The 7,950-nt window shown below is 41.7% G+C and carries 9 protein-coding genes; 5 read left to right on the plus strand and 4 right to left on the minus strand.

Going from position 1 to position 7,950, the window contains the following annotated elements:
• Positions 1-10 precede the first annotated feature (10 nt).
• Entirely contained in the window at positions 11-694 is a 684-nt protein-coding gene (locus HW120_RS17625; RefSeq protein WP_177736059.1) for a carboxylesterase family protein, read from the plus strand.
• 39 nt (positions 695-733) lie between these two features.
• On the opposite strand, the gene hisS is transcribed toward HW120_RS17625, so the two are convergent.
• Entirely contained in the window at positions 734-2,104 is a 1,371-nt protein-coding gene (gene hisS, locus HW120_RS17630; RefSeq protein WP_177736062.1) for a histidine--tRNA ligase, read from the minus strand.
• A 243-nt stretch (positions 2,105-2,347) separates the two neighbouring features.
• Between hisS and HW120_RS17635 the strand changes: the two genes are divergently transcribed.
• A complete protein-coding gene (locus tag HW120_RS17635) occupies positions 2,348-3,589 on the plus strand; it encodes an ABC transporter permease (RefSeq protein ID WP_177736065.1) in 1,242 nt (413 codons plus the stop codon).
• 5 nt (positions 3,590-3,594) lie between these two features.
• Here the strand turns inward: HW120_RS17635 and prmC are convergent, their stop codons facing one another.
• A complete protein-coding gene (gene prmC, locus HW120_RS17640) occupies positions 3,595-4,449 on the minus strand; it encodes a peptide chain release factor N(5)-glutamine methyltransferase (protein WP_177736068.1) in 855 nt (284 codons plus the stop codon).
• A gap of 1 nt (position 4,450) precedes the next feature.
• Complete coding sequence (locus tag HW120_RS17645) at positions 4,451-4,936, minus strand: GNAT family N-acetyltransferase (RefSeq protein ID WP_177736072.1); 486 nt, start codon at positions 4,934-4,936, stop codon at positions 4,451-4,453.
• A 141-nt stretch (positions 4,937-5,077) separates the two neighbouring features.
• On the opposite strand from HW120_RS17645, the gene ribD reads away from it, so the two are divergent.
• From ribD to HW120_RS17660, 3 genes are read left to right on the plus strand one after another with little or no spacing between them, the layout of a single operon-like run.
• Complete coding sequence (gene ribD, locus HW120_RS17650) at positions 5,078-6,121, plus strand: bifunctional diaminohydroxyphosphoribosylaminopyrimidine deaminase/5-amino-6-(5-phosphoribosylamino)uracil reductase RibD (protein WP_177736075.1); 1,044 nt, start codon at positions 5,078-5,080, stop codon at positions 6,119-6,121.
• Complete coding sequence (locus HW120_RS17655; RefSeq protein WP_177736078.1) at positions 6,114-6,713, plus strand: HAD family hydrolase; 600 nt, start codon at positions 6,114-6,116, stop codon at positions 6,711-6,713. The genes ribD and HW120_RS17655 overlap by 8 nt, the downstream gene beginning before the upstream one ends.
• A 9-nt stretch (positions 6,714-6,722) precedes the next feature.
• A complete protein-coding gene (locus tag HW120_RS17660) occupies positions 6,723-7,331 on the plus strand; it encodes an IMPACT family protein (protein ID WP_177736081.1) in 609 nt (202 codons plus the stop codon).
• A 16-nt stretch (positions 7,332-7,347) separates the two neighbouring features.
• Here the strand turns inward: HW120_RS17660 and HW120_RS17665 are convergent, their stop codons facing one another.
• Entirely contained in the window at positions 7,348-7,758 is a 411-nt protein-coding gene (locus HW120_RS17665) for an acyl-CoA thioesterase (RefSeq protein ID WP_177736084.1), read from the minus strand.
• Positions 7,759-7,950: the final 192 nt, after the last annotated feature.

A 7,950-nucleotide genomic window follows, 5' to 3' on the forward strand; every position in this document is an offset into this window, starting at 1 on the left:
TTTTATCCGCATGAAAGCCTGTTTTTTATTCCTTCTTTGTTTTTGCTGTATATCCCTTTCACACGCACAACTTCAAGCCATTACCGATCAAGCCGATTATCCGTTCTACATTCACCTTCCGGAACAGGAAGTACTGGACAATAAAGCCCCGGTTATTCTCTTTTTGCATGGCAGAAGTTTATCCGGTACCAATCTGGAAAGAGTGAAACGATACGGCGTACTGAAAGCAATAGAAAACGGGAAAAAGATTCCGGCCATCGTTGTTGCCCCGCAGCTGCCTTCCGGTCCCTGGAATCCGGATAAAGTATTGAACGTACTCGAATATGTACAGCAACATTACAATACTGATTTGTCCCGCGTTTATGTATGCGGTATGAGTCTGGGCGGTTACGGAACCATGCATTTTGCCGGAAAATATGCCGATAAGATCACGGCAGCTGTAGCGATATGCGGCGGCGGAAATGTAAATGATGCCTGCAAACTGGCAACGATCCCGCTTTGGATCCAGCATGGCAACAGGGATTTTATCGTACCGATTTCGGAGTCGAAAAAAATTGTAAAAGCAATCAAAGCCTGCAAACCGGATGCCGATGTAACCTTTACTGTTATCCCCGGAGGCAATCACAGCAATGTGGAGAACATCTTCCGAAAAGACGAAGTCTACGACTGGATGCTGAAACAGGTCAAAAAATAATATCAAACAAAAAAGGCTATCTCACGATAGCCTTTTTTGTTATTGTAATATTGTTTTCAGTTCTTCCAGACTTACTTTTTGCTGTTCGCCTGAACCCAGGTTTTTCAAAGCAAACTGGTTGCTTTCAATTTCCTCGGCACCTACAATCACAGCATACGGAATACCTCTTTTATCGGCATGTTGAAACTGCTTTCCGATTTTTGCATTACTAGGGTACAATTCCACTTTTATACCGGCTTTGCGCAATTGCATAATCGCTTTCATCGAATATAATGCTTCTGCATCGCCAAAATTCAGGAATATGGCTTTAGAAGTAGCGGTAACCGTTTCCGGGAACAGGTTCAATTCTTCCAGTACCAGGTAAATACGATCCAGTCCGAAAGAGATTCCCACGCCACTCATATTTTTCAATCCGAAAATTCCGGTCAGGTCATCATAACGACCGCCCCCGCCAATGGAACCCATCGCAACGGTTTTCGGGGCAGCCACTTCAAAAATAGCTCCCGTATAATAGTTCAGTCCTCTTGCCAGTGTTACATCCAGGTCCAGGATTGCTTTATCCAGACCTAATGCCGCTACGTTATCACAAATAAACGTCAGCTCTTCCACTCCTTTCATACCTTCTTCCGAAGAAGCCAATAAGGCTGCCAGTTTGGTTATTTTCTCCGAAATCGAACCGGTGAAATTAAATAACGGCTGTACTTTTGCAATCGCTTCCTCCGAAATGCCTTTACCGGACATTTCTTTCTTTACTCCGTCTTCCCCAATTTTGTCCAGTTTATCCAAAGCCACCGTAAAATCAATAAGCTTGTCTTTGGCACCGATCACTTCAGCAATACCGGACAGGATTTTCCGGTTGTTGATTTTTATTGTCACCCCTTCCAGTCCCAAAGCCGAAAACACACTGTCATACAACTGTACCAGCTCCACTTCCTGCCATAATGAGGTAGAACCAACCACATCGGCATCACACTGATAAAACTCTCTGAAACGGCCTTTCTGCGGCTTGTCTGCTCTCCATACCGGCTGGATCTGGTAGCGTTTAAACGGGAATTCTATCTCATTCTGGTGTTGCACCACATAACGGGCAAAAGGAACCGTTAAATCATAACGCAGGGCTTTTTCCGAGATTTGTGCGGTAAGTTTCAAACTGTCTTTCGCCTCTAAAAAAGCCTCATTTGCTTTGGCTAAAAAATCGCCCGAATTCAAAATCTTAAAAATCAGCCGGTCCCCTTCTTCGCCATATTTCCCCATTAAGGTTTCGGAATTTTCAAAAGACGGTGTTTCAATAGGCTGAAAGCCGAATTTTTCGAAATTCGATTTGATGATCGAAAAAATATAATTACGCTTTGCCACCTCAATTGGTGAAAAATCACGGGTCCCTTTCGGTATACTTGGTTTTTGTGCCATTTTTAGAATTGAAAATTTAATTTAAACTGTCCAGCTACATCTGAAAAAGCGTCGTTCTTTTTCACTACACTGCAAATATCTTACTTTTTAAAATTATCTTCATCCATTTTCAATAAAATACTGTGATAATTTATTCCGGAAGCAGCTCCCTGTTTTACAACTCCCTTTCCCGCTTTTAATATTCTTCCTGTTTTTCCAAAAAAATATGTAACAAAAACTGTACTTTAGTGACAAATTAGCATTATGCTTGGACTATTCAGAGAAAATACTAAAATTGCTTTAGACGCAATTAAAAGTCAGTTACTTCGTACGATATTAACCGTAATGATCATAGCCATCGGGATCACCGCGCTCGTTGGAATACTTACCGTGGTTTCGGCATTGGAAAACACCATTGCGAAAGATTTCGCATCCATGGGTGCCAATACCTTTTCCATCAGTCAGTATGATTTATCCTCACAGATCAACAACCAGAATTCCAACCAGAAAATCAATCCGATTATCAGCTATCCGGAAGCCCGTGCTTTTCAGGAAAAATACAAATATCCTTTATCGACTTCTTCCCTTTCGTTTACCGCCACCACCAAGGCCGAAGTAAAATATGAAGCGCAAAAAACCGACCCGGAAATAAGCATCGTAGGTGTTGATGAAAACTTCCTGCCTAACAAAGGACTGGAAACCACAAGAGGACGTAACTTTACCGGATTTGATATTAAAAACAATAATTATGTCTGCATTTTAGGATCCGATTTCGAAAAAGGGCTTTTTAAAGATATCAATGCCATAGACAAAACCATATCGATTCGCGGGGCCAAATTTAAAGTAATCGGGATCCTGAAAGAAAAGGGATCCACTTTCGGCAACAGCCAGGATTTACGGGTATTGATCCCGAATCAGATTGCCCGTTCCATCTTTTCGGCTCCCAACATCAACTACGATTTAAGTGTGATGATCGGGCAGAAAGAAATGATCAACCAGGCGGTTGATGATGCCATTATTACCATGCGAAAAATTAAAAAACTCAATCCGGTAGAAAAGAATAACTTCGGGATTGAGCGCAGTGACGACCTGATAAACACCTTACTTTCCAATACCCAGTTTTTAGGCTATATCGCCTGGGCTGTCGGGGTAATTACCATTTTTGGTTCCTCTATCGCCCTGATGAATATTATGCTGGTTTCCGTTACCGAAAGAACCCGTGAAATCGGCGTGCGAAAATCATTAGGAGCCAAAAGAAGTACCATTGCCTGGCAATTTTTTACCGAAACCCTGGTAATCGGTCAGTTGGGCGGATTAGTAGGTATTATCCTCGGAATTTTGGTTGGTTTCGGAATATCCGCTGCGATTAAATTCAGCTTTGTGATTCCGTGGCAGGCTATTTTTGCCGCCTTTGCCACGACTTTCCTTGTAGCTATTGTTTCCGGATTGTACCCGGCCATCAAAGCATCCAAACTGGATCCGGTAGAAGCTTTACGGTACGAATAATCCGTTTACAGTATTGCTTTTGTCATGCGGTCATTGCCGTAAATATCCTTACGCAGTTCTCCGTTTTTAAAATGGTATTCCTTTAGCAATGCCAGCATTTCCGGCCCGAGATACTGATTGATCTCGAAATACAGCTGCCCGCTTTTTACCAAATGCTGCGCGGCTAATTCCGTGATTTTGCGGTAAAAAAGCAACGGGTCATGGTCTTCAACAAACAAGGCTAAATGCGGTTCAAATTCCAATACGTTTTTGTTTATTTCCTCTTTTTCCAGGTTTCTCACATAGGGCGGATTGGACACGATAATATCAAACTGTTCCGGCAACATACTGGTTTCAAGAATGTTTTTGTGTAAAAACACCACGTTTGCCTGGTTTTGCCTTGCATTCCTTCTGGCTACTTCCAGTGCTTTTTCGGAAACATCGATTGCAAATACCCGGGCCTGCGGCAGCTTTTTAGCCAGCGAAACGGCAATACAACCACTGCCTGTTCCGATATCCAATATTTTAAGCGGCTGTTCTTTGGGCAGTTCCGAAACGGATTGCAGGATCCACTCCACCAGTTCTTCCGTTTCCGGACGCGGGATTAAAACGTTTTCATTGACATAAAAAGGCAGTCCGAAAAATTCGGTTTCCTCAAAAATATACTGGATCGGTTTTTCCGCTTTCAGCTGATGCAGCACTGTTTCCCATTGCAGCAACTGCATGGCATCCAGTTCAAAATCGGCTTTCAGCACCATATCCACCCGTTTCATCTGGTGAAAAGCGTCTAAAATGATATAGAAAAAGCTTTCGATCTCTTTTTCATCATAAAGAGCCGACAGTTCTTCTTTAAAATAATTGCGATAGTCTTTGATTAGCATCTTATAAATCTTTAAGCATCCATACCGGACAGGAGTTATGACCGGTATCTCCCAACGGAGCCTCCAGATACCGGAATCCGGATTTTACATATAATTTCCGGGCAGCCGTCATGTTTGGAAGTGTTTCCAGATAACATTGTTTAAAGCCGAAAGCTTTTGCCTGTTCCAGGCACTTCCCGATCATTTTTGCTCCCAGTCCCAAACCTCTGGACACGGGTAAAAAGTACATTTTTTGCAGCTCACAAATCGTGGCCGCTCCATTTTCCAATGGTGCAATTCCGGCACCGCCAATAATCTCCCCGTCTTTGACAACCAGGAAATAAGCCGACTGCGGAGTCGCATACGTTTCAAACATCCTGTCCAGCGAAGCATCGGCATAAGCCGTGCCTACTTTAGGCACTTCATGCTCCACTAATACTGTTCGTATTAAGGCTGCGACCGCCTCATTGTCATTTTTTTGAATTTCCCGTATCTCGATTGTATCCATTTTTAAGGAATAGTTTATTTTTGCAGCTTCCGGACAACAGGAATACTGTTCGATTTGTTCAAAATCAGGACGAATGTAAGCAGCTTCCCTGACAGTTCATAAACATTTAGAATAATTTTACAAATTTAATACGATACGCTTTTGAACACCCATGAATTTTACATGAACCGCTGTGTTGAATTGGCTAAAAACGGTTTGGGCACAACATACACCAACCCTTTGGTGGGCAGTGTTATCGTATACAATAATGAAATTATCGGAGAAGGGTGGCACCGGAAAGCCGGCGAACCGCATGCCGAAGTGAATGCGGTAAACTCCGTTAAGGACAAATCCCTTCTATCCAAAGCTACTATTTATGTAAGTCTGGAACCCTGCAGTCATTTTGGCAAAACACCTCCCTGCTGTGATCTGATCATTCAGCATAAAATCCCCAACGTTGTCATCGGCACCATTGATCCGTTTGCCAAAGTTGCCGGAAACGGCATCAAAAAACTGATCGAAGCCGGTAAAAATGTTACCGTTGGTATACTGGAGGACGCCTGTAACGAGCTCAACAAACGTTTTTTTACATTCCACCAGAAAAAGCGCCCGTATATCATCCTGAAATGGGCAGAAAGCAGTGACGGTTTTATTGCGCCGGAAACCAGAGCGGAGCAAAAACCGGTATGGATCTCCAATGTATATTCCCGCCAGCTGGTTCACAAATGGCGCAGTGAGGAACAGGCTATTTTAGTGGGAACCCAAACCGTTATTGACGACAATCCCAAACTGGATGTAAGGAACTGGACCGGTACAAATCCTGTGCGCATCGTGCTGGATAAATCCGGAAGGATTCCGGAAGATTATTTTGTAAAGGACGGCAGTGTAAAAACCATAATCATCACGGAAAATCAAAATTTAAAAAATTCTACATCAGTTTTTTTCGAAAATTGTATCTTTGATAATACGCTCCCTTTTTCAATTGTATCGATTTTACAGCAATACGATATTCAATCCTTACTTATTGAAGGAGGAAAGCAGACGCTGCAAACCTTTATCGACGCAGGATTATGGGATGAAGCACGGGTTTTTAAAGGCGCTGTAACACTGCAAAGCGGCACAGCAGCACCGTTTATAACCGGTACATTACAAGAGAAACAGACGATACTAAACGACGAACTTCTAATTTTCACACACAATGATTGATACTATCATATTCGATTTTGGCAATGTTTTTATTAATCTGGCAGAAGAAGCCCCTTTTGAACACATGCGAAAATTAGGACTGGTTTGCTGGAACGAGGATTTAGACAATCTGAACAAAAGATATGAAAAGGGAAAAATCAAAGAAGCTGATTTTTTCAACGGTCTTCATAAATACATCCCGAACAAAGATTTAAAAGAGATTCGCGATGCCTGGAATGCCATACTGCTGGATTTCCCGCTTTACCGCCTGGAGTTTTTACAGCGTTTATCGTCGCAGTACCGTTTATTCCTGTTGAGCAATACCGATGCTACCCATATTGAAAAATTTGAAAGCAAAGTGGGCGAAACATTCAGCCGCGAGTTTTACCAATGCTTTGAAAAGGTGTATTTTTCGTTCGAAATAGGCCTTAGAAAACCCGATCCGGAAATCTTCAACTACATCATCAAGAAACACGAGTTATCCCCTAAAAGAACCCTTTTTGTGGACGACAACAAGCACAATACCGAAGTGGCTGCCAACCTGGGATTAAATATCTGGAACCTGCAGGTGGGTAAAGAAGATGTTGTAGATTTGCTGGATAAAAAATGGTAATTAACAGCATTGGAAAAAGACACATACAAAACCTTAGCCATACCGTCCGAAGAAGTTCTCTACAAAGAAAAAAACAGTAAATTTTTCGGCTATGCCTTTCCTATAGCAACAGAAGAGGATGTCAAACCGATTCTGGAAGATCTCCGGAAGCAGCATCATGTCGCGCGACACTGGTGTTATGCCTTCCAGACCGGAACCGAAAAAATATACTTCCGTGCCAACGACGACGGCGAACCCAATAACTCGGCAGGAATGCCCATTTACGGTCAGATACAGTCGTTTGACGTAACAAACGTACTCATAGTAGTCGTACGGTATTTCGGTGGCGTAAAACTCGGCGTAGGCGGTTTAATATCCGCTTACAAAACAGCTGCCCAGATGGCGCTGGAAGTTTCCGAAATAATCGAAAAGACAATCGACATTCATTACCTCATTCGTTTTGATTATAAAAATATGAACAAAGTGATGCGGGTTATCAAAGAAAAAAATCTGGACATTATCGCTCAGAAAATGGAAATGAGTTGTGAGATTGAAATCGCTACGCGCAAAAAAAATGCCGAAATGATTTTCGACATTTTTTCCAATCTTTATGAAGTAACTATTCTTGAAAAAGAGTAATTTTCAATGTTGCTTTTTAGCTTTCAACAAACGCCGTTAACTTTTCGGTAACATACGCCGGAGGCAAAGTCGGCTTTCCGGTTTTCATGTCTACAAACACCAGAATGGAGTTCCCCGTTGTTAATAACTCACCTGCTTCATTGTAGATTTCGTAGTCAAATTCTATCTTAACAGAGGTCTGACTTTTGAATATTGTTTTCACCGTTAGCAGGTCGTCATAAAGTGCCGGTTTTTTGTAACTCATGCTCAAAGAAACCACCGGAAGCATAATTCCGTTTTCTTCCATCCATTTATAAGAAAGCCCAAGGTTTCTAAGCCATTCCACACGTCCCATCTCAAAATACTGTGCATAATTTCCGTGATAAACCACTCCCATCTGGTCTGTTTCGGCGTATCGGACACGAACCTGAAATTGATAATCTCTCATATTAATTTTTTGTTAATTTATTTTAAAAACATTTTTAAATGTACTTACAATATTTTTTTCATAAAATCAATACACGTTATATTTTTTTTTGAAAAAAATTGTCCACATATTTGTCTTCCCAATTTCAATGAAAGTATCTGACTTACTTTTTGAATTCAACTTTTTAAAAAAACATTAATTATGCCCGAATAT

Origin of the sequence: Flavobacterium inviolabile (assembly GCF_013389455.1) — a bacterium.
Lineage (GTDB): Bacteria > Bacteroidota > Bacteroidia > Flavobacteriales > Flavobacteriaceae > Flavobacterium > Flavobacterium inviolabile.